Here is a 22,355-nt window from a genome sequence, read left to right as displayed (position 1 = left end):
CCGGGGCCGGCCGGGCGGCCCGCCGGCGTGCCGAGCCGCCGCGGCGGGCACTCGAGCGACCCGCTGGGGCCAGGTGGACGACGCGGGTCGCGCGAAGTGACAGGGCAGGTTGCGCACCCGCGACAGATTTTCAGTGGAATATGACAGAAAGGTCACGTAATTGTTGCGATCACCGTCATTCCGCGCCGACCTGCGGTTCGGGTGGGTGAGCACGGCGTCCGCGCCCGTGGCGAACGGTCGGATCCCGACGGTGGGGGGGCGCCTCGGTGCCATCGCGTGGGCCCCGGCGCGGTGAGCCCGACACTGCGCGACCTCGGCGAGTTCGAGCTGATCAGGCAGCTCACCGCCCGGTTCGCGAGAACCTCGGACGTGCTGGTCGGGCCCGGCGACGACGCGGCCGTCCTCGCCGCCGCGGACGGCCGGGTGGTCGTCACGACCGATCTGCTGCTACAGGGCCGCCATTTCCGCCTGGACTGGTCGTCCGGGACGGACGTCGGGCACAAGGCAGCGGCCCAGAACCTCGCCGACGTGGCGGCGATGGGGGCCCGCCCGACCGGGTTGTTCGTCGGCTTCGCGGGGCCCGGGCAGCTCGACGCCGCGTGGGCGCTGGCCCTCGCCGACGGGCTGGCCGCCGAGTGCGCGCGGGCCGGCGCGAGCGTCGCGGGCGGCGACGTCAGCTCGGCCGACTCGATCATGCTGGGCGTGACCGCTCTCGGTGATCTCGCCGGACGGCCGCCGGTGCTGCGCTCCGGCGCCCGCCCGGGTGACGTGGTGGTACTTGCGGGGCCCGTCGGCCACGCCGAGGCCGGGCTCGCGCTGCTGACCGCCGGGCGCGACGGCTGGGAGGATCTCGTCGCGGCGCACCGCCGGCCGCGCCCGCCCTACCGGCTCGGGCCCGTGCTGGCGGCGGCGGGCGCGACGGCCATGTGCGACGTGTCGGACGGGCTGGCCCAGGATCTCGGCCACATCGCGGCCGCCTCCGGGGTGCGCGTCGAGATCCGCTCGGCCGCGCTGGAGATCGGCCCGCGGATGCGCTCGGCGGCGGCGGCACTCGGCGTGGATCCGCTCGGCTGGGCGCTGGCCGGCGGGGAGGACCATTCCCTCGTCGCCTGCCTGCCACCGACGGTGCCGCCGCCCGCCGGGTGCGTTCCGATCGGAACGGTCCTGCTCGGTGACGGCGTGACGGTGGACGGCCAGCCGCCCGCCGGCCCGGGCGGCTGGAACCACTTCGACTGATACCGCCGAGACGCCAGCCGCCCCGTGCCTCGGGCGTGCTGGAAGGTTGGGCGCCGGCCCGCCAGGTCGCCTCACGGGCGTAGGTCGCTCGAAGCGACTTTTATTGGGTCCGGGGGCCATGATGCGGACCGGCGCTACCCACTCTAACGGATGTCACCCGCGCCGCGTTCCCGAGACGAAAAACCTCGACGAAAGGCCCGGATCGGACACACGTCGCCCACCCTGGCGACCACGGACGGTATCGCCCTCTCGGCCCGCCGCTGGCCGCGCGTGCCGCCGGGCGGACACCGGCCGGGCACGCAGCGCCCGTGTGACCCGACAGGGCGGGACCAGTGCGGCTGCCGCCGCAGGGAGCGGGTAGCCTGAGCAGACGGTGGCAGAAGGGCCTTTCGGAGGCCGTGAAGTGAGACCGTGGATAGAGGCGAATGGCCCCGTGACAGCACCGACGGTTCCTGCGTCCGGACCTGACTTCGGACCCAACGAATGGCTGGTCTTCGAGATCTACCAGCAGTTTCTCGAAGATCCGCAGAGCGTGTCGCCGGAGTGGCGGGAGTTTCTCTCCGACTACGAGCCGACCGCGCCGCCGACCGGCCCAGGCACCGCCGGGACGGCCGCCGCCGCGGCGCCGAACGGATCGTCCCCCGCCGCGGCCGGCGAGCCGGCGCCCAGCACCGTGGCCGCCCCGGTGCCCGCCGCCGCGGCCAGCGCGACCTCTCCCGCCCCGGTCGCGCCGGCCGCCCGCGCCAAGCCCGCCACCGGGGCCCCCGCGGCGTCGCCGGCCGCCGCCACCTCGGCGGCCCCGGCAGCGAAGGCAGCCCCAGCCGCGAAGGCAGCCCCAGCCGCGAAGGCAGCCCCGGCCGCGCCCGCCGGTGCCGTGGCCACACCGCTGCGCGGTGCCGCCGCGCGCGTGGTCACCAACATGGAGACCTCGCTGCACGTCCCGACCGCCACGTCGGTGCGGGCGTTCCCGGCGAAGCTCCTCGCGGACAACCGCATCGTGATCAACCGCCACCTGGCCCGCTCCAGCGGCGGCAAGGTGTCGTTCACGCACGTCATCGGCTACGCGATGGTCAAGGCGCTCGCCGCCCACCCGGCGATGAACGCCTCCTACACCGAGGTGAACGGCAAGCCGGCGGTCGTCCAGCCGGAGCACATCAACCTCGGCCTCGCGATCGACCTGGTCACGCCGAAGGGCCGCCAGCTCGTCGTCGCCGCGGTGAAGAAGGCCGAGGCGCTGGACTTCCGCGAGTTCTGGATCGCCTACGAGGACCTCGTCCGCCGGGCCCGCACGAACAAGCTGACCACGGAGGACTTCTCCGAGGTCACCATCAGCCTCACCAACCCGGGCGGCATCGGCACGGTGCACTCGGTGCCCCGGCTGATGCAGGGCCAGGGCACGATCATCGGCGTCGGCGCGATGGAGTACCCGGCCGAGTTCTCCGGCGCATCCGCGAACACGCTGGCCAGGCTCGCGATCTCGAAGACGATCACGCTGACCAGCACGTACGACCACCGGATCATCCAGGGCGCCCAGTCGGGCGAGTACCTGCGCCGGATGCACCAGCTGCTGCTGGGCGAGGACGGCTTCTACGACGAGATCTTCCGGTCGCTGCGGGTGCCCTACGAGCCCATCCGCTGGGTGGCCGACATCCCCGTGGTGCACGAGGGCGACCTCGACCACGGCGCCCGGGTGCAGGAGCTGATCCACGCCTTCCGGGTGCGCGGGCACCTGATGGCCGACACGAACCCGCTCGAGTTCGCCATCCGCAGCCACCCCGACCTGGACATCATCAGCCACGGGCTGACGCTGTGGGACCTCGACCGCGAGTTCGCCGTCGGCGGGTTCGCCGGGCAGCGCACGATGTCGCTGCGCGACGTCCTCGGCGTGCTGCGCGACTCCTACTGCCGCCGGGTCGGCATCGAGTACATGCACATCCAGGAGCCCGACGAGCGGGCCTGGATCCAGGCCCGGGTCGAGCGCTCCGCCGAGCGCCCCGACCCGGCCGAGCAGCTGCACGTGCTGGAGCGCCTCGGCGCCGCGGAGGCGTTCGAGTCCTTCCTGCAGACCAAGTACGTCGGCCAGCGCCGGTTCTCCCTCGAGGGTGCCGAGTCGACCATCCCGACGCTCGACGAGGTGCTCGACCGGGCGGCCGACGCCGGCCTGGACGAGGTCGTCATCGGCATGGCGCACCGCGGCCGGCTCAACGTGCTCGCGAACATCGTCGGCAAGTCGTACCGGCAGATCTTCGACGAGTTCGAGGGCCACCTCGACCCGCAGACCGCGCACGGCTCCGGCGACGTCAAGTACCACCTGGGTGCCGACGGCGTGTACAGCGGTCGGTCGGGGCGCGAGGTGCCGGTGTCGGTCGTCGCGAACCCGTCGCACCTGGAGGCCGTCGACCCGGTCACCGAGGGTGTCGTCCGCGCCAAGCAGGACATCCTGGACAAGGGCTACTCGGGCTTCACCATCCTGCCCGTGCTGGTGCACGGTGACGCCGCGTTCGCCGGGCAGGGGGTCGTCGCCGAGACGCTGAACCTCTCCCAGCTGCGTGGCTACCGCACCGGCGGCACCATCCACCTGGTCATCAACAACCAGGTCGGCTTCACCACCTCGCCGGACTCGAGCCGCTCGTCGGTCTACGCCACCGACGTCGCCCGGATGGTGCAGGCGCCGATCTTCCACGTCAACGGGGACGACCCGGAGGCGTGCGTGCGGGTCGCTGCGCTGGCCTTCGAGTACCGCCAGGCGTTCCACAAGGACGTCGTGATCGACCTGCTCTGCTACCGGCGTCGCGGCCACAACGAGATGGACGAGCCGTCGTTCACCCAGCCGCTGATGTACGACACGATCGCCAGCAAGCGCTCGGTGCGCAAGCTCTACACGGAGGCGCTGATCGGCCGCGGGGACATCACCCGCGAGGAGGCCGAGGAGGCGATGAAGTCCTACCGGGCGGAGCTGGAGAAGGCGTTCGCGCAGACGCGGGACACCACACCGTCCGGCGCGGCCCCACAGCCGCGGATCGTCACCACGCCGGAGGAAGCCGCCGCGGCCGCCGCGGTGAGCACCGCCGTGCCGCTGGAGGCCGTCAAGCGGGTCATCCAGACGCAGGTCACCCTGCCCGAGGGCTTCACCGTGCACCCGCGGCTGCGGCCACAGGTCGAGCGGCGCGCGCAGATGGTCGAGTCCGCCGGGATCGACTGGGCCCTCGCCGAGACGCTCGCGTTCGGCACCCTGCTGCTCGACGGCCGCTCGGTCCGCCTGACCGGGCAGGACAGCCGCCGCGGCACCTTCGGCCAGCGCCACGCCGTGCTCGTCGACCGCCACACCGCCGAGGACCACACCCCGCTGCGCACGCTGCGCCACGGCCTCGACGGCACGGAGAACAACACCGCCGTCGGCACCTTCTACGTCTACGACTCGCTGCTCAGCGAGTTCGCGGCGATGGGCTTCGAGTACGGCTACGCGGTGGCCCGCTCGGACATGCTGGTGCTGTGGGAGGCGCAGTTCGGCGACTTCGCCAACGGCGCCCAGTCGATCATCGACGAGTTCATCACCGCCGGCGAGGCGAAGTGGGGGCAGCGCTCCTCGCTGGTCCTGCTGCTCCCGCACGGCTACGAGGGGCAGGGGCCGGACCACTCCTCGGCCCGCATCGAGCGGTACCTGTCGCTGTGCGCGGACAACAACATGACGGTGTCCGCGCCGTCGTCCCCGGCCAGCTACTTCCACCTGCTGCGCCGCCAGGCACTCTCGCCGGTACGCCGCCCGCTCGTCGTCTTCACACCGAAGTCGATGCTGCGGCTCAAGGCGGCCACCTCGGCGGTGGAGGAGCTCACCGGCGGCGCCTGGCAGCCGGTGATCGACGACGCGGCCGTCGCTGACCCGTCGGCCGTGCGCCGGGTGCTGCTGTCCTCCGGCAAGGTGTACTACGACCTGGCCGCCGCGCGGGACAAGCACGACGACGCCGGCCGGTTCGCGCTGCTGCGCGTCGAGCAGCTCTACCCGACCCCCGGGCCGGAGCTCGCCGCGGTGCTGGAGCGCTACCCGAACGTCGACGACGTCGTCTGGGTGCAGGAGGAGCCGGCGAACCAGGGCGCCTACCCGCACATGGCGCTCAACATCGCCGAGTACCTGCCCCGCGGGATCCGGCTGCGCCGCATCTCCCGGCGGGCCGCCGCCGCGCCGGCATCTGGTTCGTCGCGAGTGCACGAGCGCGAGCAGCGGGCGCTCGTCGAGGCGGCCTACGAGATCTGAGCCGTACCCGGCCGGTGGCTGCCTCCCGTGGGCGGTGGCCACCCGCCGGTGGGCTAGCCTGATCCTCGCGGACGGCATCGTCAGCGGGCACCATCCGCGACGGCGCCCGGAGCAGGCACCGGGGCGTCACGGGGGCGGGGGATCGGCCGGGCAACAGGAGCGCGGATGTACTTCACCGATCGCGGTATCGAGGAACTCGTCGACCGTCGCGGCGAGGAGACGGTCACCTTTGAGGGCCTCGCCGACTCGCTGCGCGCGTTCGTCGATGTGCACCCGCAGTTCGAGGAGGCGGTGGAACGCCTCGCCACCTGGCTCGCCCGCCCCGACGACGACCCGGACCTCTGAGCTCCCCGGCCGGGGGGCGAGATGATCAGCCGGGAACCAGGACGAGCTTGCCGAAGACGTCCCCGGCCGCGAGCCGCTCGAACGCGCCACGCGCCTGCGCCAGCGGCCGAACCTCCTGCACGGGCGGGCGGATGCCGGTACGCGCGAGGAAGCCGACCAGATCCGCGAGTTCGCCGCGGCTGCCCATCGTCGAGCCGATCACCGACAGCTGCAGGAAGAAGATCCGGGTGAGCTCGGCCGGTGGATTCGGCCCGCTGGTCGCGCCGGACACGACGATCCGGCCGCCCGGGCGCAGCGAGCGCACCGAATGCCCCCAGGTCGCGGCACCCACCGTCTCGATGACCGCGTCGACCCGAGCGGGCAGGCGCGCACCGGGCTCGAACACCGCGTCCGCGCCGAGCGCCGCGGCGCGACGCCGCTTGTCCTCGTCGCGCGACGTCACGAACACGGTGTGCCCGGCGGCCTTGGCGATCAGCAGCGCGGCGGTGGCGACCCCGCCGCCCGCGCCCTGCACGAGCACGCTGCCGCCACCGGCGGCCGGCAGCCCGGACCGGGAGACGACCATCCGGTACGCGGTGAGCCAGGCCGTCGGCAGGCAGGCCGCCTCCTCCCAGGAGAGCTCCGCGGGCTTGGGTACGAGGTTGCGCCGCGGCACCGCGACCCGCTGCGCGAGCGTGCCCGGATGCAGTTCGGAGAGCAGGGTCCGGCGCGGGTCCAGCGTCTCGTCGCCGCCGCCCGCCGCCGGATCCCCGATCACCGCGTGCACGACGACCTCCTCCCCCTCGGCGGTGACGCCCGCGGCGTCGCAGCCGAGGATCATCGGGAGACGGTCCGCCGGCAGGCCCACCCCACGGAGGCTGAAGAGATCGTGATGGTTCAGCGAGGCGGCCCGAACCTCGACGGTGGTCCATCCGTCCGGCGGCGTGGGCTCGGGCCGATCCCCGATGTCCAGTCCGTCGAGTGGGCTGTCGGGGTGCAGGGCGACGGCGGCGACGGCAAGCACACGTCGAACCTACGGCCGACCGCGCCGCGGGGCGAGTATCCGCCGGCGGCCGCGGCGCCGATCCCGACGAACACGGATCCTCCGCCCCGACCCGCGCACGCGCCCCGCCGGTGTGCTGAACTCATCGCCGTGGGCAGAACGAGCGCGTGCGAGGCGGTGGGCAGGCCGTGGTGACCCACCAGGACGGCCCGGGCACGCCCGAACGGCATGGCTCCCACCGCCGGCTGGGCTGGCGCCGCCGGCGGCGGCCGGCGCCAGCGCCGGAGGCCCCCGCCACGGTCATCATCGACGGCACGCCGGTCATCACCGTGCTCCCCGCGGACTTCGTCTGCTGCTCCTACAAGGGCTGCGGGACGCTGCGCCCCCTCGCCGAGGCGGCCGAGAACCGCCCCTGCCCGGGCTGCAACCGCGTCTGACGGCTCGTCCCGGCCGGCGGGAGGCACGGACCACACCCCGCCCCAGCACTCCTGACGAACCAGCCCCGGAAACGGCACAGGGCCCCGCGGAGAAGCTCCGCGGGGCCCCGAGAACCCGATCGCCGGTGCTGGCGGCGCGATGGCCGCCCCGGCCATGCCCGCGGCCCACGCTCCGGCCGCCCACCCCGCACCGGTGCCCCACCCGCACCGGTCACGCTCCCGCCACACGGGCGCGTGATCCTCCACTGCTCGGCTCAGCGCCGGGCGACCCCGTCCGCCCGGGCGGCCGCGGCGACCGCGGCGGCGACGGCGGGAGCGACCCGCTCGTCGAACACACTCGGGATGATGTGGTCCTCGGTGAGCTCGTCGGCGATGACGGCGGCGAGCGCGTCGGCGGCGGCGAGCTTCATGCCCTCCGTCACCCGGCTGGCCCGCACGTCGAGGGCACCGCGGAACAAGCCCGGGAAGGCCAGCACGTTGTTGATCTGGTTGGGGTAGTCGCTGCGCCCGGTCGCCACGATGCGGGCGTACTTGTGCGCGACCTCCGGGTCCACCTCCGGGTCCGGGTTCGCCATCGCGAAGATGATGGCTTCCGGCGCCATGGTGGCGACCGCCTCCTCCGGCACCTTGCCGGAGGACAGACCGAGGAACACGTCGGCGCCGTTGAGCGCGTCCGTGATCGAACCGGTCAGGTGCGCCTTGTTGGTCTCCGCGGCGAGCGCCGCCTTGACCGAGGTGAGGTTGTCGCGGCCGGGGTAGATGATGCCGCGGCTGTCGCCGACGGCGATGTCGCCGATGCCGGCGGCGAGCAGGATCCGGGTCACCGCGACGCCGGCCGCACCCGCTCCGGACACCACCGCGCGCAGGTCGCCGAGGGTCCGCCCGGTCAGCTTCGCGGCGTTCTCCAGGGCCGCCAGCGCCACGATCGCCGTGCCGTGCTGGTCGTCGTGGAAGACCGGAATGTCGACCCGCTCCTGCAGCAGCCGCTCGATCGCGAAGCAGCGCGGCGCCGAGATGTCCTCCAGGTTGATCCCGCCGAAGCTCGGGGCGAGCCGCACGACGGTCTCGACGACCTGCTCGACGTCCGTGCAGTCCAGCGCGAGCGGCACCGCGTCGACGCCGCCGAAGTGCTTGAACAGCGCGGCCTTGCCCTCCATGACCGGCAGGGAGGCCGCGGGGCCGATGTCACCCAGGCCGAGCACGGCGGTGCCGTCGGTGATGACGGCGACGACGTTGGAGCGCCAGGTGTAGTCGTCGGCGAGGGCCGGCGTCTCGGCGATCGCCGTGCACACCCGGGCGACGCCGGGGGTGTAGGCGAGCGAGAGGTCCTCGCGGTTCTCCAGCGGGACGGTGAGCGCAACGCCGATCTTCCCGCCGCGGTGCAGGGCGAAGGCGGGGTCGTCGTCGGACGGCCGGGGGCTGACCGCGGCCAGCTCCGACGCGGCGGTGGAGTCGAGGGTCGAATGGTCAGTGGTTGCGGTCACGGAGGTTGCTCCTCGGACAAGCCGCCGGTGGACCCGCTGGGGCGGTCGTGGTCCCACCAGGACGGCGGCTACAAGGTTGCCCGCCCCCCGAGCGTGGCGTGGTCCGCGGGAGGGCGAGCCTGAGCGGTCCCACCACATCGTGTGGGGCGGGACAAGAACCCGGGGGGTGCCCGGGGCACATCCAATATGGCACGCGGGCCCGGCGCCGTTCACCGTAAGGTTTCGCTCACGGCGAACAGGTCGAGCAGGGTTGCCGCGGGATCGAAACGGACCGACACGAACCGGGTGCGGATGCGTGGCCGAAGTATCACATGATCAGGGGTGGGTGCGGTTCGAACCCGCTCATGTCACACGTCGCGCCGCGCGGAGCCTAGTGGTCGTCAGTGCACATCGATGCCTTTCGTCATGGGGCCAGGATATCCGGCCTCGCCGCGACAATCGCCTTTTCGAGGACTGCCTCCGGCAGCGGGATCAGCGGCTCCACACCGGCGCCGAGACCCTCCCCAACCTGCAGCGTGGACGAAGTTCTCGCAGGTCAGGTACCCAAAGGGCGATGCGGCCGGGCCGCCGTGAAGGTCGTTGCCGAGTGGCCCCGCGCACCCGACGAGTTCTTCGACACGAACACAAAAACTATCGCCGGAATGGATATCGACCTCGCCCGCCCGCCGGACCGTGGGCGTGGTCTCAGTGGCCAGCCCACGCGGGCCGTCCCCGACGCGAACCCGCCGGCCCGACCGCCGGCCGCCACGATCCCCACATGGCCTCGTTCACAGGCACCAAGGAGCGGGATCGACATGCGGGACGGGCGACCCCGGCCGCGACCCGAGAACATGACTCCAGGCGGCACTGGCATAACCCCCGGTAACGGACGGGCCCGCCCACCCACCAGCGGAGCCAGTCCTCCGCAAGAGCCACACCTGTGCACCAACGCGTCCCGACAGGGCCGCGCGGCCTGCTGTGGGCCGTCGCGGGTAACCGGTACCGTCACAGTCGTGGAGATCAGCGAACTATCGGTTCCGGACGCCTGGGTGTTCACCCCGCGTCAGCACTCCGACAGCCGCGGGACCTTCCTGGAGTGGTTCCGCTCCGACGCCCTGGCCGAGGTCGTCGGCCACCCCCTCGCCCTGTCACAGGCGAACCACAGCGTCAGCCGCAGCGGGACGCTGCGCGGCGTGCACTACGCGCAGGTTCCACCGAGCCAGGCGAAGTACGTGACCTGCGTGCGCGGGCGCGTCCTGGACTGCGTCGTCGACATCCGCACCGGCTCGCCGACCTTCGGCGCCTTCGCCTCCGTCGTCCTCGACGACGTCGACCGGTGCGGGCTGTACGTCTCGGAGGGCCTGGGGCACGCGTTCATGGCGCTGACCGACGACGCGGCGATCTCCTACCTGTGCTCGACGCCGTACACGCCGGACCGGGAGTTCGGCATCCATCCACTCGATCCGGACCTGGCGCTGCCCTGGCCACCGGAGCTCGTGCCGCTGCTGTCCGCGAAGGACTCCGCGGCGCCGACGCTGAAGGAGGCGGAGTCCGCCGGCCTGCTGCCCACCTACCGCGAGTGCCAGGCGCTCTACCGGGAGCTGCGCGCCGCCGGCGCGGCCGCGAGCGTCGGCGCGGGTGGCGGGCGGTGATCCGGGTCGCCGGACCGGGGGACGTCGAGGACGTCCTGGCGCTGGTCCGGCAGCTCGCCGCCTATGAGAGCGAGCCCGGCGCGGTCGCGATGACCGCCGCCGACCTGCAGGCCGCCCTCTTCGCCCCGATGCCCAGCGCCCACTGCCTGGTCGCGACCCCGGACCCGCTGTCCGCCCCCGACCAGGCTACCGCGCAGGGGGTGGTCCCGCCCCCGGTCGTGGGCTTCGCGATCTGGCATCCGACCTTCTCGACCTGGACCGGCCAGACCGGGATGCACCTGATCGACCTGTTCGTCCGCGCCGAGCACCGCCGGGCCGGGCACGGCCGGGGCCTGCTCGCCGCGCTGGCGGCGATCGCCGTCGAGCACGGGCACCGCCGGCTGGAGTGGGCGGTCCTCGACTGGAACACCCCCGCCCACGGCTTCTACCGCTCGCTCGCGGCCCACCCGCTCGACGGCTGGACGACCTGGCGCCTCGACGGCGATGCCCTGACCGCCCTCGCCGCCCAGGCCAGCCCGTGCCCCGGCATCTCACTGTTCCCCCACACCCAGCACACCGAAGACCCACCCACCGCCGGCCCGCCGGCCGCGCCGGCCTGACCGTCGCGCCACCCTCACCCTCACCCCGCACCCGCTAAAAGCGGCATAAATCGGTCATTTTACCCAGCAGACGGACACCGCACCGGGGGCACGGAAGCCGCGACCGTACCCTTCGCGACGACTTTCGATCACCCGACCTGCGGCACCCGCGGACGGCTGGGTACGGTGGAGGCGGTGGCCGTCACCGGACGCCGACAAGCGCCTATCCCAACCGGGCATGACCGCTCCGCCGGGGGCACGACCGTCCCGCAGGGACGTGGTTGCGCTGGCATGAGGGACGTCACGGCCGGGCGGAGGAGGCTTGACGGGGTCGGCGATCGGGAAGGCAGTCACCTACAACATCATCGTTAGTCCGGCTACGGCCACCCGCGAGGGACCCACCCCTCGCACGACGCAGGCTCTTTGGGGGTAGGAACGTGGATCCGACGCCTTCGACCGGCGGCGCGGAGAACTCCGACACCATCGACAGCCACACCGCCCATTCCGGCGGACTGCGCGACGTCGTCGCTCTCACGCTGCCCGCGGCAAGCGCGTACCTGACCGTGCTGCGCACCGCGACGGCGTCGCTGGCCGCCCGGCTCGACTTCACCCTCGACGACATCGAGGACCTGCGGATCGCCGTGGACGAGGCGTGCGCGCTCCTGCTCGTCTCCGCGGTACCCGGTTCGTCGCTGGACTGCACCTTCACGCTGTCGCCCGGGGTGATGCACGTGCTGGTGACGGTCGAGAGCCTCGACGGCGAGCCGCCGTCGGAGGACACCTTCGCCTGGACGGTGCTCAAGGCGCTGGCCGGGGACGTCGAGGCCTACACCGGTCCCGGCTCCAAGGTGAGCATCACGCTGCAGAAGCGGCGCGGAGTGCGGGCGGACCTGGGTGAGCCGCCCGCCGGCCACGTGCGGGGCTCGGGCGCCGCCGACGCGGCCCCGTCAGTGGACGCGGTAGGTACATCGTGACGTCCACCGGCAGAACCCCGACCCCGCCGCGCACCGCGCCCGACGAGGACCCGCGTGCGCCGGACCCCGTGGCCGCGCTCAGCCAGCGCGCCGCGGCGGTGGACGACCAGCCGACCGACGGCGGACCCGCGGCCGGCAACGGGCAGGCCACCCAGGACGAGCGGGGCGCGCCGTCCCGCACCGGCTCCGACCCGGCCGCCCACTCCGCCGCGACCGGCGGTTCCGCGCCGGCGGCCGAGGCGGGCGACCAGCCGACGGGCGAGGCCACCACCGAGCGGTCCCACTCCCCGGACCGGGCGATGGCCCGCGCGCTGTTCGTGCGCCTCGCCGAGCTGCCCGAAGGCGACGCGGAGCGCGCCGCCATGCGCGACCAGCTCGTCCGCATGCACCTCCCGCTGGTCGAGTACCTCGCCCGCCGCTTCCGCAACCGCGGCGAGCCGCTCGACGACCTCGTCCAGGTCGCCACCATCGGCCTGATCAAGTCGGTGGACCGGTTCGACCCCGAGCGCGGCGTCGAGTTCTCCACCTACGCCACCCCGACGATCGTCGGCGAGATCAAGCGGCACTTCCGGGACAAGGGCTGGGCGATCCGCGTCCCCCGCCGCCTGCAGGAGCTCAAGCTCTCGCTGACCAAGGCGACCTCCGAGCTCTCGCAGACCCTCGGCCGCTCACCGACAGTCAGCGAGATCGCCCGGCACCTGCAGATGAGCGAGGAGGACGTCCTCGAGGGCCTGGAGTCGGCGAACGCCTACTCCGCGGTCTCGCTCGACGCGCCCGACTCGGGCGACGACGAGGCACCCGCCGTCGCGGACACCCTCGGCGTCCAGGACGAGTCGCTGGAGGGCGTCGAGTACCGGGAGTCCCTCAAGCCGCTGTTGGAGAAGCTGCCGCCGCGAGAGAAGCGGATCCTGCTGCTGCGCTTCTTCGGGAACATGACCCAGTCCCAGATCGCCACCGAGCTCGGCATCTCCCAGATGCACGTCTCCCGGCTGCTCGCGCGCACCCTGGCCCAGCTGCGCCGCGGCCTGCTCGAGGACGGCTGAGCGCTCACGGGCGACGCGGACGGCGGGCGGTGGGCGGGACGCCTGCCTCGGCGTCGTCCCCGCGCGTACCGCGCCCGCCGGAAGCTCGCTCACCCGGGCCGCGGGCGTCCGGCGCCGACGGGCCGAACCCGCCCGCGACCAGCAGCGAGCCGACGATGAGCAGCGGCACGACGAGCAGCGGCACGCCGTAGCCGTAGTCCCCCGCCTGCAGCAGGCCCCAGGCCACCGGCAGGCACAGCACCTGCACGACCAGGGTTGGCGACCTGAACGCCGCCCCCCGTCGCAACACGCCCCCTGCCAGCACCGCGATCCCCGCGGCTCCGATCAGCGCGAGCACGCCGCCGGTCTCCGCGCGGCCCACGTCGTCGATGTCGGAACCGAACCCGCGCAGCACCTGCAGGACGCCGAGCGCCAGCAGCACGAGTGCCTCGGCCGTGAGCAGCACACTGGCCAGCCGGGCCGGTACGGACGCGCCGGCCACGGCCGCGCGCACCGCGCCGAGCCGCCCGGTGCCAGGCCGGTCCGTGCCAGGCCGCCCGGTGCCGAGCCGCCCGGTGCCAGGCCGGTCGTCGCCGGGCCGACCGGCGGAGCGACGGGTGGATCCCATATGCCCGACACTACGTCCACTCCCGACGCGCCGTCGCGAGCCGATCCCCGGCCGTCGCCGTCCGACGAGGTCACCCACCGCCCGCGCGGTCTGTCATGTTTCCCCGATGTGAGAGTTTTCCCAGGCGCCGCCCGACCTGTGCGGGCGGACTACGGTAGAGACATGCGAGGGCTGCTGGTCGTCAACCCCGTCGCGACCACCACAACCGAGCGCGTCCGTGACGTCCTCGCCAGCGCGCTCGCGGCGGACCTCGCGCTGGAGACGGTGGTCACCAAGGGCCGTGGGCACGGGATGGAGCTCGGCGCGCGCGCCGTGGAACTCGGTGTCGACGTGGTGATCGCCCTCGGTGGCGACGGCACGGTCAACGAGATCGTCAACGGTCTGCTCCAGAACGGTCCGATCCCGGACGGTCCCGCGTTCGCGGTCGTGCCCGGCGGCAGCACCAACGTGTTCGTCCGTGCCCTGGGCTACTCCGCCTCGCCCGTCGAGGCGACCGGGGAGCTGCTGGACGCGCTGCGCGCGGGGCGCAGCCGGCGGATCAGCCTCGGCCAGGCCGCCTGGGGTGAGGAGCGCCGCTGGTTCAGCTTCTGCTTCGGCGTCGGGCTGGACGCGCGGGTGGTGGACCGGGTGGAGCGCAAGCGCAGCCGGGGCCGGCGCAACACCCCCGGGCTGTTCCTGCGGGCCGCGGCCGCCCAGCTGTCCGGCCGGGCCGACCGCGGTGCCCCCACCATCGAGCTGGAGACGACCGACGCCCACACCCCCGGTGATCCCGCGGCGATCGGCGTCACGCCAGGGCCCGAGTCCGACCCCGCCGGCGTCCGCGCGCAGACCGAGGCGCCCGGCGGTGCCGCGGGCGAGGGAGCGGGGGACGACGAACGGCGGATCGCGCTCGGCATCGTGTGCAACACCCGGCCGTGGACGTACCTGGACTCCCGCCCGGTGCTCGCCTGCCCGGACGCGTCGTTCGACACCGGCCTGGACCTGGTCGCGCTGCGCCGGGTCCGGCTGTCCTCCGTGCTGCGCGCGGGGTCGCAGATGCTCGGCGACGGCGAGGGCCCCCGCGGGGGCAACGTCGTGCGCCACCACGACGCGGCGACGATCCGCTTCCGCTGTGCCGACCCGCTGCCCATCCAGATGGACGGCGAGTACCTCGGCGAGAGCCCCGAGATCCTGCTCTCCCACCACCCGCACGCCCTGCGCGTCATCGCCTGACCGCCCGGCGGGCGCCGGGCCCGCGACGAGCGGCGGTCCCAGCGCCCGCTCGGCTCAGGTCGCCGGGTGGCCCCCGGGTGGGTTCGGGTCCTCGGCCGCGAGGGCCCGGCGGACCTCGACCGGGTCGTCGCAGATGATCCCGGCCACCCCGGCGTCGTGCAGGGCACGGGCCGCGTCGGTGGTGGTGACCGTCCAGGTGACCAGGCGGACCCCGGCCTGCCGGGCGCGGATGGCCGCGTCCGCCGAGCCCAGCACGGCGCTGGTGTGCGCGTGCAGCTCGGCGTGGCGGGCCGCGCGGACGTAGCCGAGACCGCCGCCGACGGACATCCGCGGCATCGTCAGGAACGCCGTCGCCACGGCGAGCTCCGCGTCCCGCACGGCCTCGATGGCGAACCAGTCGAACGAGGAGACGGTGACACCGGGGGCGCCGGCGTCGAGCTCGGCCACGGCGGGCCTGGGGCCGGTGTACCCGCGGGCGCGCAGCGCTTCCACGAGGGCCCTGGCGGTGCGTTCCCGCGGGGCGTCGAAGTCGGGCTGGCCCGGCTGGTTCTTGATCTCGCAGACGAGCCGGCCGCGACCGGCCCAGACATCGATGATCTCGTCGAGCAGGGGGATTCCGCGGGCCCGCAGCGCGGCGGTGGACTGGCGGATCACCGCGCGACCGGCGGGACGGGACAGCCGCGCGTCGTGCACGCAGACCAGATCCCCGTCGGCGCTGCGTCGCACATCGATCTCGACACCGTCGGCGCCGGCGCCGAGCGCCGCGTCGACCGCCTCGACCGTGTTCTCCGGGCCGGGGACCCTGCTACCTCGATGACCGAGAACCTGCATGGCCCCAACCCTGCCATCTCCGACCCGGCGCGCGTGTCACGGCAGGGGGAGCAGGGCGCCACAGCGGGGTCGCAGTCGCGCACACACCCCCGAAGGGGCATCGATGCCCAGATGGCATGACCCGACACTCTTGATCAGTAAGGATCCTACCGGGTGGACGGGGGCCGCCGCGAGGGGTACCTGTCGGGAGGGTGACATCCCCTGCCAACCAGGACTTCCTATGCCCCACACCACCTCGAAGGAACGGTCGCACCGCGTGGCCCATCTGTGTCCCTGCCGGACAAGTGCAGGCCAGAGAGGGTGTGAAGACGCTTGCAGGTTCTTGCGCCCCTGCCGGTTCCGGTGGGAGGGTGGCGAATGTCCGAGGTGGATGCACGTGCACCTGGGCTCACCGACCGCCAGAAACCCGCTCCACGGGCCGCCGCCGGGGCCGAGCAGACATCCTGCTCATTCAATTTTCATCCGCGGCACAACCGTAGCGGCTCGCAAAGCGTCTCATGTGCAGTGTGGCCCGAGACGAGAGAGGGAGTTGTACGCATGGACTGGCGCCACAGAGCGCTCTGCCGTGACGAGGATCCCGAGCTCTTCTTCCCGATCGGTACTACCGGTCCGGCAGAACGCCAGGTCGAAGAGGCAAAGGCCGTTTGCGCGCGGTGCGCAGTCACGAGTGACTGCCTGAACTGGGCTCTGGACACCGGGCAGGACTCCGGGGTCTGGGGCGGGATGAGCGAGGACGAACGCCGGGCGCTCAAGCGCCAGGTGCGGCTGCGGGTCCGAACCGCCTGACGGCACCACCCCCGGAGCCTCGGCACCACCATCCGGGGTCCACGATCCGGCCGCGACATCACCGTCGATCCGGACAGCACCACCGCGCTCCGCGTCGGATCCACCATCTCCGCGCGCGGCACGCCCTGAACGCCGGAGCACGTACCGCCGGCGCGATACCGGGGAACTCGCACGCCCCTGGGGTACCCGCACGACGCCACGCCCCGCTCCGCGCCCCGGCGCGGAGGCGGCTGGCGGCAACATCGGCCGTTCTGTCCGCGCGCCCGCCGCAGTGATGCGGCGGGCGCGGACGGAGCGGCCGTCACGTTTGTGTGCCCCCGTCGACCTGGGCCGAGTCCGCGCGGAACGCGTCCGCGGGAGCCTCGCCCGCCTCGCCCGCCTCGCCCGGCGACCCGACGCGACGGCGGCCGCGACCCCCGAGCGCGGACGCGGCGCATCGCCACACCGACCGCGGACGAGGGACACATCCGTGGGATACCCACCTCCCCCCGCCCTAAACACTCAACTTTCAGAAAGCGGGATCGACAGGAGCGCCTCGGTGCCACGCTCCGGACCGGCCTGCAGCCGGATCGTCCCGTGCATCTCCCCCAGCACCAGCTGCCGCACGATCTGCAGCCCCAACCGGGGGGAGTGCTCGAGCTGGAAGTCCTCCGGCAGCCCGGCCCCGTCGTCGGCGACCACGACGTCGAGCCGGTCCACCGAGCGGTGGACCCGCACCTCGATCGAACCCGCCGAACCGTCGAACGCATGTTCTACAGCATTCTGCAGAAGCTCCGAAAGCACAAGGGCCAGCGGGGTGGCGAGTTCACCGGGCAGCCGGCCGAAGGAGCCCGAGCGCCGGGTGTTCGCCCGCGCTCCGGTGGACGCCAGGTCCACCGTCACCGAGGTGATCTGGTCGGCGATCTCGTCGAACGGGACGCTCTCTCCCAGGCTCTGCGACAACGTCTCGTGCACGACCGCGATCGAGGTCACCCGGCGCACCGACTCCCGCAGCGCCGCCCGGGCCTCGTCAACCTTGGTCCGGCGCATCTGCAGGCGCAGCAGCGCGGCCACGGTCTGAAGATTGTTCTTGACCCTGTGATGGATCTCACGGATGGTCGCGTCCTTGCTGAGCAGCAGTGCCTCCCGGCGGCGCAGGTCGGAGACGTCACGCACCAGCACGAGCACCTCGCGGGTCGCCCCGGGGAACAGCGGGATCGCCCGCAGCAGCACCACCGTGCTGCCGACGCCCGCCTCGACCTCCACCGGCCGGCGCCGCCCGATCGCGTGCCAGACGGCGGGCGTCGTCGCCGGCAGGTTCAGCGCCCGGTGCACCGTGCGCAGGTCCTCACCCGTCACGTTGCCGGTGTAACCGAGGCGGCGGTAGGCGGACAGCGCGTTCGGGCTCGCGAAGACGACCTTGCCCGCGCCGTCCAGGCGCATCATCCCGTCCCCCACCCGGGGTGACTCGGGCAGCTCCGCCGAGCTGCCGCGGAACGGGAACGCCCCCTCCGCGATCATCAGCGCCAGGTTGTTCGCGCCCTGCAGGTAGGACGACTCCAGATCGCTGGGCGTGCGCGGGTTGACCAGGTTGGTGTCGCGGGCGAGCACGGCGATCACCTCGTCGCCGCGGCGGACCGGGATCGCCTCGGTGCGCACCGGGACGCCGCCGTCCCACTCGGGCTCGCCCTCCCGGGCGATCCGGTGCTCCCGCCAGGCGTTCTGGACCACCCAGCGGTTGATGACGACGCTGCCGACCTCGTCGTTGTGGTACGCCGTCGGCCCCGTGGTGGGCCGCACCTGGGCCACCACGAGGAACTCGGTCCCGCTGGTCTGGCCTCCGCGCCCCGAGGCCGAACCGGAGCGGACGGGCACGAGCAGCAGCAGATCAGCGAAGGACAGGTCGGCGAGCAGGGCCCAGTCCGCGACGAGCGCGTGCAGGTGGTCGATGTCGTCGTCGCTGAGGTCCGTGCTCGCGCGCAGCATGTCGGCGAGGGTTCCCACGGGTCTGGAGACTGCCAGACCGGCGCCGGCCGCGAGCTGCCGGGCACCCGCATTCGCCCCTGGTGAGCCGTACGCTCGCCGTCGTGACCGTCGACAGCGCCACCGCGAACGCCCGTTCCGCCACACCCGCGGGCCGGGAGACCGATGTGAGCGTAGCGAAGACCACATCGCCGCCCGGCGGCGGGCGTCCCGCCCCGGCGGCCGACCCGCTGGCCTGGCTCGCCGACAACGAGCGCGACCGGCGCGCCGCCGGCCTGCGCCGCGCCCTGCGCCCTCGCGCCGCGCACCCCACCCCCGCGCTCATCGACCTCGCCGGCAACGACTACCTGGGCCTCGGCCGGCATCCCGCGGTCGTCGAGGGCGCGGCGCGCGCGGCGCGGACCTGGGGGGCCGGCTCCACGGGCAGCCGGCTCGTCACCGGCTCCACCACGCTGCACGAGGAGCTGGAGCAGGCCCTCGCCGGGCATGTCGGCTTCCCGGCCGCGCTGGTGTTCTCCTCCGGGTACACGGCGAACCTCGGCTGTCTGACGGCGCTTGCCGGGCCCGGCGACCTGATCGTGTCGGACGCGCTCAACCACGCCTCGATCGTCGACGCCTGCCGGCTCTCGCGGGCCACCGTCGCGATCACCCCGCACGGTGACGTCGACGCCGTCCACGCGGCGCTGGCCGCCGGCGGCTGGCGGCGCGCGCTCGTCGTCACCGAGTCCGTGTTCTCCGCGGACGGCGACGCTGCGCCGCTGGCGCGGCTGCACGCCACCGCCCGGGCGCACGGGGCGCTGCTGGTCGTCGACGAGGCGCACGGGCTCGGCGTCGTCGGTCCGGGCGGGCGGGGCGCGCTGTGGGCGGCGGGGCTCGCGAGCGAACCGGACGTCGTGGCGACCGTCACCCTGTCCAAGGCGCTCGGCGGTCTCGGCGGGGCGGTGCTCGGCCCGGTCGCGCTGCGCGACCACCTTGTCGACACGGCTCGCACGTTCATCTTCGACACCGGCCTCGCCCCGGCGAACGTGGGCGCCGCGCTGGGGGCGCTCACCGTCCTGCGGGAGCAGCCGGAGCTGGCGGCGGCGGTGCGCGCGCGGGCGGCGCAGCTCGCCGCGCTGACCGGGGCGCCGGCGCCGGCCGCGGCGGTCGTGTCGGTCGTCATCGGCGATCCGGAGCCCGCGGTGGCCGCGGCGGCGGCGTGCCTCGCCCGCGGCGTCGCCGTCGGCTGCTTCCGGCCGCCGACGGTGCCCGCCGGCACCAGCCGGCTGCGGCTGACCGCCCGCGCCGATCTCACCGATGCCGACCTGCGCGTGGTCACCGAGGTGTTCGCCGCGGCGCAGGTGCGCGCCCGATGACGGTGCTGGTGGTCACCGGGACGGGCACCGAGGTCGGCAAGACGGTGGTCACCGCCGCGCTCGCCGCGCTCGCCCGGCACCGCCACCACGCCGTCGCCGCCGTCAAACCCGCGCAGACCGGCGTCGGTCCCGGCGAGCTCGGGGACGTCGACCTCGTCGCCAGCCTCGCCGGCATCGACGACGTCCACGAACTGGCCCGCTATCCCGACCCGCTCGCGCCCGCGGCCGCCGCGCGGCGCTCGGGGCTGGCCCCCGTCGACCTGGCCGGACTCGCGACCCGCATCGCCACGCTGGCGGCCGACCGCGACCTGGTGCTCGTCGAGGGCGCCGGCGGGCTGCTCGTGCGCTACGACGCGAACGGCGCGACGCTGGCCGACCTGGCCCGGACGCTGGCCGCGCCGGTGCTGGTCGTGACGAGCGCCGGGCTCGGCGCGCTGAACACCGTCGCGCTGACCCTGGAGGCGATGGCGCAGCGCGGGCTGGACCTCGCCGGAGTGGTGATCGGCTCATGGCCGGCCGAACCCGACCTGGCCTGCCGCAGCAATCTGGCCGACCTGGAGACCCTCGCCGGGCGGCCACTGTCCGGCGCGCTGCCGGCCGGCGCCGGGCTGCTGGACCGCGCCACGTTCCTCGCGACCGCCCGCCACTCGCTCGAACCCGCCCTCGGCGGCACCTTCCACGCCCGTGAGTTCGTCGACTGCCAAGGGCGCTGACCATCCACCATCGATGTCATCAACATCACAAGGAGTGACAATCGAGTACCGTCAGGCGCGAACGTGCCCCACGTCGCGCCCGAAAAGGGCGCGGCCGGACGGTCCGGGCCGGACAATAGGTGCTCCCCCACGCCGGCCGACGCCCTGACCCGGCGAGGCCCGGACCCACCGGGACCGACCCGGACCGTCACCGGGCGGACCGACCGACAACCCGACGACCGCGACCGAACTCGCCCTGTCCGACGCCCTCGCCTGGAGGCCACCGTGACCGCACCCGTGACCACGCACCCCACCGCCGCGGCGGCGGTGTCCCCCCAGGAGTCCGCCGACGCCGCGGATCCGGCGGAGATCCTCGCGCACGCGCGGCGGGAGGTCCTCGAGGGCGGCCGGGGGCTCGACGAGGCCGGCGTGCTCGCCGTGCTGCGGCTGCCGGACGAGGCGCTGAGCGAGCTGCTCGCGCTCGCCCACGAGGTGCGGATGCGCTGGTGCGGGCCGGAGGTCGAGGTCGAGGGCATCGTCAGCCTGAAGACCGGCGGCTGCCCGGAGGACTGTCATTTCTGCTCGCAGTCCGGCAAGTTCGACTCGCCGGTCCGCTCGGCCTGGCTGGACGTGCCGTCGCTGGTGGACGCCGCCCGGCAGACCGCCGCGACCGGGGCGACCGAGTTCTGCATCGTCGCCGCCGTGCGCGGCCCGGACGCACGACTGATGTCCCAGGTCCGCGAGGGTGTCGCCGCCATCCAGGCGGCGGTGGAGATCAACGTCGCCTGCTCGCTGGGCATGCTGACCCAGGCCCAGGTCGACGAGCTGACCGAGATCGGAGTGCACCGCTACAACCACAACCTCGAGACGGCCCGCTCGCACTTCACCAAGGTCGTCACCACCCACTCCTGGGAGGAGCGGTGGGAGACGTGCGAGATGGTGCGTGCCGCCGGGATGGAGCTGTGCTGCGGTGCGATCCTCGGCGTCGGTGAGTCGCTGGAGCAGCGCGCGGAGCTCGCCGCACAGCTCTCCGCGCTCGATCCGGACGAGGTGCCGCTGAACTTCCTCAACCCGCGGCCCGGCACGCCGTTCGGCGACTACCCGCCGGTCGAGCCCCGGGACGCCCTGCGGGCGATCGCCGCGTTCCGGCTCGCGATGCCCCGCACGATCCTGCGCTACTCTGGCGGCCGCGAGATCACCCTCGGCGACCTGGAGACGCAGGGCATGCTCGGCGGCATCAACGCGGTGATCGTCGGCAACTATCTGACGACGCTCGGCCGCCCCGCCGAGGCCGACCTGAAGATGCTCGCCGACCTGAGCATGCCGATCAAGTCCCTGCAGGCCACCCTGTAGCACCGGAGCGGCCGCGCCCCGCCGCCCGCTCCGGGCGACATGCGACGCACCGGAGCCGGCGGGGGCGGGGGTCAGGCGTTCGTGGCCGTCATCAGGCCGTGCTCGGCGCAGCGTGCCGACCAGCCGACAGGCGTCACCTGCACCACCATCCGCCGCCGGCAGATCCGGCAGTACCGCGGCGGCTCCAGCTCCCGTGCCCGCGCGCACGCCTCATGGTTACCCACGCTGGCCAGCTGGCCACAACGGTCACAGAACGAGGCGTCCATGAACATCAGCTTAAGGCATGGCACGACAGTGTGACCCCGACCAACAACCGGGGTGCCTGGCGGGGCGGCGCCAGGCGAGGATCAGCCGGCCGCGGCCGGCTCGACCACGGCGATGAGGTCGCCGTCCTGCACGACGTCACCCTCCTGCACCGCGATCCGGGCGACCGTGCCGCCGTCCTCGCTGATCACCGGGATCTCCATCTTCATGGAGTCGAGGATGACGAGCGCGTCACCAGCGGCCACCGGGTCCCCCACACCGACGACGACCTTCCACACGTTGGCCACCATCTCGGCGCGGACCTCTTCCGGCATGGACGCTCCCTTCAGCG

Annotated in this window: 20 protein-coding genes; 13 read left to right on the top strand and 7 right to left on the bottom strand. The window is 73.6% G+C overall.

Features of this window, described 5'->3' with window-relative positions:
• Positions 1-276: 276 nt before the first annotated feature.
• From C1A33_RS01020 to C1A33_RS01010, 3 genes are all read left to right on the top strand, one after another.
• A complete protein-coding gene (locus C1A33_RS01020; RefSeq protein ID WP_480014301.1) occupies positions 277-1,236 on the top strand; it encodes a thiamine-monophosphate kinase in 960 nt (319 codons plus the stop codon).
• Between the two features lie 433 nt (positions 1,237-1,669).
• Positions 1,670-5,488: a multifunctional oxoglutarate decarboxylase/oxoglutarate dehydrogenase thiamine pyrophosphate-binding subunit/dihydrolipoyllysine-residue succinyltransferase subunit gene (locus tag C1A33_RS01015; RefSeq protein ID WP_101829637.1), complete on the top strand. Its 3,819-nt coding sequence runs from the start codon at positions 1,670-1,672 to the stop codon at positions 5,486-5,488.
• Positions 5,489-5,653: 165 nt separating this feature from the next.
• Positions 5,654-5,833 (top strand): DUF6104 family protein, encoded by a 180-nt coding sequence (locus tag C1A33_RS01010; RefSeq protein WP_101829636.1) that lies wholly within the window; start codon positions 5,654-5,656, stop codon positions 5,831-5,833.
• A gap of 25 nt (positions 5,834-5,858) precedes the next feature.
• Here the strand turns inward: C1A33_RS01010 and C1A33_RS01005 are convergent, their stop codons facing one another.
• The gene (locus tag C1A33_RS01005) at positions 5,859-6,836 is read right to left on the bottom strand and encodes a zinc-binding dehydrogenase (protein WP_101829635.1); all 978 of its coding nucleotides are present in this window, start codon (positions 6,834-6,836) and stop codon (positions 5,859-5,861) included.
• Between the two features lie 146 nt (positions 6,837-6,982).
• On the opposite strand from C1A33_RS01005, the gene C1A33_RS34495 reads away from it, so the two are divergent.
• Positions 6,983-7,252 carry a hypothetical protein gene (locus C1A33_RS34495; protein WP_243407048.1) on the top strand — a complete coding sequence of 90 codons (270 nt, stop codon included), beginning with the start codon at positions 6,983-6,985 and terminating at the stop codon, positions 7,250-7,252.
• Positions 7,253-7,506: 254 nt separating this feature from the next.
• On the opposite strand, the gene C1A33_RS00995 is transcribed toward C1A33_RS34495, so the two are convergent.
• Positions 7,507-8,736, bottom strand: a complete 1,230-nt coding sequence (locus C1A33_RS00995; protein WP_101829633.1) for an NAD(P)-dependent malic enzyme — start codon at positions 8,734-8,736, stop codon at positions 7,507-7,509.
• Positions 8,737-9,728: 992 nt separating this feature from the next.
• Here C1A33_RS00995 and rfbC point away from each other — a divergent pair.
• The 4 genes from rfbC (at position 9,729) to C1A33_RS00975 (ending at position 12,962) form a co-directional block, all read left to right on the top strand.
• Complete coding sequence (gene rfbC / locus C1A33_RS00990) at positions 9,729-10,367, top strand: dTDP-4-dehydrorhamnose 3,5-epimerase (protein WP_101829632.1); 639 nt, start codon at positions 9,729-9,731, stop codon at positions 10,365-10,367.
• Positions 10,364-10,966 carry a GNAT family N-acetyltransferase gene (locus C1A33_RS00985; RefSeq protein WP_101829631.1) on the top strand — a complete coding sequence of 201 codons (603 nt, stop codon included), beginning with the start codon at positions 10,364-10,366 and terminating at the stop codon, positions 10,964-10,966. Before rfbC ends, C1A33_RS00985 begins: the two co-directional genes overlap by 4 nt.
• Before the next feature lie 416 nt (positions 10,967-11,382).
• Entirely contained in the window at positions 11,383-11,919 is a 537-nt protein-coding gene (locus C1A33_RS00980; RefSeq protein WP_101829630.1) for an anti-sigma factor, read from the top strand.
• Positions 11,916-12,962 (top strand): RNA polymerase sigma factor SigF, encoded by a 1,047-nt coding sequence (locus C1A33_RS00975; RefSeq protein WP_101829629.1) that lies wholly within the window; start codon positions 11,916-11,918, stop codon positions 12,960-12,962. Before C1A33_RS00980 ends, C1A33_RS00975 begins: the two co-directional genes overlap by 4 nt.
• 4 nt (positions 12,963-12,966) lie before the next feature.
• Here C1A33_RS00975 and C1A33_RS36095 read toward each other — a convergent pair whose 3' ends face one another.
• The gene (locus C1A33_RS36095) at positions 12,967-13,569 is read right to left on the bottom strand and encodes a hypothetical protein (RefSeq protein ID WP_243407047.1); all 603 of its coding nucleotides are present in this window, start codon (positions 13,567-13,569) and stop codon (positions 12,967-12,969) included.
• A 162-nt stretch (positions 13,570-13,731) separates the two neighbouring features.
• Between C1A33_RS36095 and C1A33_RS00960 the strand changes: the two genes are divergently transcribed.
• Entirely contained in the window at positions 13,732-14,781 is a 1,050-nt protein-coding gene (locus C1A33_RS00960; protein ID WP_101829628.1) for a diacylglycerol/lipid kinase family protein, read from the top strand.
• Positions 14,782-14,835: 54 nt separating this feature from the next.
• Here the strand turns inward: C1A33_RS00960 and C1A33_RS00955 are convergent, their stop codons facing one another.
• Positions 14,836-15,612, bottom strand: a complete 777-nt coding sequence (locus tag C1A33_RS00955) for a glycerophosphodiester phosphodiesterase (protein ID WP_101829627.1) — start codon at positions 15,610-15,612, stop codon at positions 14,836-14,838.
• A 537-nt stretch (positions 15,613-16,149) separates the two neighbouring features.
• On the opposite strand from C1A33_RS00955, the gene C1A33_RS00950 reads away from it, so the two are divergent.
• A complete protein-coding gene (locus C1A33_RS00950) occupies positions 16,150-16,398 on the top strand; it encodes a WhiB family transcriptional regulator (RefSeq protein WP_011438134.1) in 249 nt (82 codons plus the stop codon).
• Between the two features lie 501 nt (positions 16,399-16,899).
• Here the strand turns inward: C1A33_RS00950 and C1A33_RS00945 are convergent.
• Positions 16,900-18,363: a histidine kinase N-terminal domain-containing protein gene (locus tag C1A33_RS00945; RefSeq protein ID WP_207770097.1), complete on the bottom strand. Its 1,464-nt coding sequence runs from the start codon at positions 18,361-18,363 to the stop codon at positions 16,900-16,902.
• Between the two features lie 101 nt (positions 18,364-18,464).
• Between C1A33_RS00945 and C1A33_RS00940 the strand changes: the two genes are divergently transcribed.
• The 3 genes from C1A33_RS00940 to bioB all read left to right on the top strand — a co-directional run bounded on the left by C1A33_RS00940 (position 18,465) and on the right by bioB (position 21,760).
• A complete protein-coding gene (locus tag C1A33_RS00940; RefSeq protein WP_101829660.1) occupies positions 18,465-19,715 on the top strand; it encodes an 8-amino-7-oxononanoate synthase in 1,251 nt (416 codons plus the stop codon).
• On the top strand, positions 19,712-20,428 hold the full coding sequence (gene bioD / locus C1A33_RS00935) for a dethiobiotin synthase (RefSeq protein WP_101829625.1): 717 nt from the start codon (positions 19,712-19,714) through the stop codon (positions 20,426-20,428). The genes C1A33_RS00940 and bioD overlap by 4 nt, the downstream gene beginning before the upstream one ends.
• A gap of 264 nt (positions 20,429-20,692) precedes the next feature.
• The gene (bioB, locus tag C1A33_RS00930) at positions 20,693-21,760 is read left to right on the top strand and encodes a biotin synthase BioB (protein ID WP_423748015.1); all 1,068 of its coding nucleotides are present in this window, start codon (positions 20,693-20,695) and stop codon (positions 21,758-21,760) included.
• Positions 21,761-21,831: 71 nt separating this feature from the next.
• Here bioB and bsaP read toward each other — a convergent pair whose 3' ends face one another.
• The gene (bsaP, locus tag C1A33_RS00925) at positions 21,832-22,026 is read right to left on the bottom strand and encodes a biotin synthase auxiliary protein BsaP (RefSeq protein ID WP_101829658.1); all 195 of its coding nucleotides are present in this window, start codon (positions 22,024-22,026) and stop codon (positions 21,832-21,834) included.
• 81 nt (positions 22,027-22,107) lie between these two features.
• Positions 22,108-22,338 (bottom strand): biotin/lipoyl-binding carrier protein, encoded by a 231-nt coding sequence (locus tag C1A33_RS00920; RefSeq protein ID WP_101829657.1) that lies wholly within the window; start codon positions 22,336-22,338, stop codon positions 22,108-22,110.
• Positions 22,339-22,355 lie beyond the last annotated feature (17 nt).

This window comes from Frankia canadensis, from assembly GCF_900197875.1.
Taxonomy (GTDB): Bacteria; Actinomycetota; Actinomycetes; order Frankiales; family Frankiaceae; genus Frankia; species Frankia canadensis.
Note: the sequence above shows the minus strand (reverse complement) of the source record. Positions and strands in the feature narration are given on the sequence as shown.

Coding starts and splice junctions, on each gene's coding strand:
- C1A33_RS01010 (WP_101829636.1), top strand. CDS start 5,654: ATGTACTTCACCGATCGCGGTATCGAGGAACTCGTCGACCGTCGCGGC.
- C1A33_RS36095 (WP_243407047.1), bottom strand. CDS start 13,569: ATGGGATCCACCCGTCGCTCCGCCGGTCGGCCCGGCGACGACCGGCCT.
- C1A33_RS00960 (WP_101829628.1), top strand. CDS start 13,732: ATGCGAGGGCTGCTGGTCGTCAACCCCGTCGCGACCACCACAACCGAG.
- C1A33_RS00955 (WP_101829627.1), bottom strand. CDS start 15,612: ATGCAGGTTCTCGGTCATCGAGGTAGCAGGGTCCCCGGCCCGGAGAAC.
- C1A33_RS00950 (WP_011438134.1), top strand. CDS start 16,150: ATGGACTGGCGCCACAGAGCGCTCTGCCGTGACGAGGATCCCGAGCTC.
- C1A33_RS00945 (WP_207770097.1), bottom strand. CDS start 18,363: ATGCTGCGCGCGAGCACGGACCTCAGCGACGACGACATCGACCACCTG.
- bioD (WP_101829625.1), top strand. CDS start 19,712: ATGACGGTGCTGGTGGTCACCGGGACGGGCACCGAGGTCGGCAAGACG.
- bsaP (WP_101829658.1), bottom strand. CDS start 22,026: ATGGACGCCTCGTTCTGTGACCGTTGTGGCCAGCTGGCCAGCGTGGGT.
- C1A33_RS00920 (WP_101829657.1), bottom strand. CDS start 22,338: ATGCCGGAAGAGGTCCGCGCCGAGATGGTGGCCAACGTGTGGAAGGTC.